Origin of the sequence: Geobacillus sp. DSP4a, from assembly GCF_013096875.1 — a bacterium.
Taxonomy (GTDB): Bacteria; Bacillota; Bacilli; order Bacillales; family Anoxybacillaceae; genus Geobacillus; species Geobacillus thermophilus.
The window spans coordinates 1-1,403 of sequence record NZ_SDLD01000117.1 but is presented as its reverse complement, the minus strand read 5'-3'; the positions used below and the strand labels follow the sequence as shown (position 1 = coordinate 1,403).

The 1,403-nt window shown below is 32.3% G+C and carries 1 pseudogene; it reads left to right on the top strand.

Features of this window, described 5'->3' with window-relative positions:
- Positions 1-144: 144 nt before the first annotated feature.
- Positions 145-1,281, top strand: a pseudogene (locus tag ETC02_RS16550) (MFS transporter); the annotation flags it as partial.
- Between the last annotated feature and the right edge of the window lie 122 nt (positions 1,282-1,403).

The window sequence follows — 1,403 nt, the reverse complement described above, 5'->3', positions numbered from 1 at the left end:
ATAGACCTTTTTGACTTGAACGTTCATGAGAGAAAAACTCCTTCACTTTCCTTGTGTGTCAAGGATTCATTCGACATCGGAACGAAAAAATCCTCCCGATTTTCGTTGGGAGGGTGCGAAATGTGAGTAGTAACCTGGTTAGCTTATGATATTACTCAAACAGCCTCAGCAATTGGGACAGTTTTGGCCATCTCTACAATTCCAAGAATTTTATTATCACCTTTTATTGGTGTGCTTGTTGATATTTGGAATAGGAAGAAGACTATTGTTGTTGTACAATTTTTAAGATCGCTATTACTTATTATTATACCTTTAGCAATTTTAATTGATAGTTTAAATTTATTAATATTGTATGTAGTAACTTTTCTTTGGAATGTTGTCGATAGATTCTATATGCCTGCATTTAAAGGGTTGATGAAGGAACTATTAACAAACGATGAGTTGTTAAAGGGAAATACGTCATTAAACGTAACTTTTCAAATAGGAATGATAATAGGAACAGCTATTGCAGGTTTTCTCTTTGAATACATAGCAGATGTATTTGCAGTATTTTTTAATTCAATTTTGTTTATTATAGCTGCAATAAGTATTCTAAGTATAAGACAACGGAAAAATAATACTCTGAAAAAGAAAAATACTATTGAGTTTCATGACTTTTTCGTGCAATTGAAATCCACTGCTAAGTATTTATCTGCTAGAAAAATCATTGTACTTTTCGGTTGTTTAGTAGCATTAAACGAATTTGTGATTCAGATAGTCAATATTATTATGGTTCCTTATGTCACTAAAATCTTAGCTGAAGGGCCGGCAACATTAAGCCTCCTTGAAGGTATTTTTGCAGTGGGTTCTATAGTGGGCGGATTGTGCCTAATAAGGATAATTAAATTAATGGGTAGGAGAAATTTTATTTGGATGAGTATAGCCGCTTTAGGTGGGCTGCTGTGTTTAATTCCAGTAACGAAAAGCATATTAATTATCGGGACAGTGATGTTTTTTCTAGGTGCAGTTGCACTTCAGTCAAGAACATTATTTAGCACTATAATTCTTGAAAAGGTAGATAATAATTTTCAAGGAAGGGTTAACAGCATAATCAATATGTTCATCTCATTATTAGGTGCGTTTATATATAGTATAATTGGTAAATTGGGAGAAGTTATCTCTATTCAAATTATAATATATCTTATCGGAATGTTTGTAATATTATGTTCAACAATTGGTATTTTGATTAATAAATTAGAGTTAATGGAGGAGAAAGAAATTGGCAGTATTGATACTACCTGAATCCGTGATGGTTGGAAATCAACTTTGATTTTGGTGTTAGTTCTATGGATATATGATCCATACATCCCTTTTTTTGATGATTCCCTGCACCACTTTCATGTTTGAAAACGAGATAAATCCTC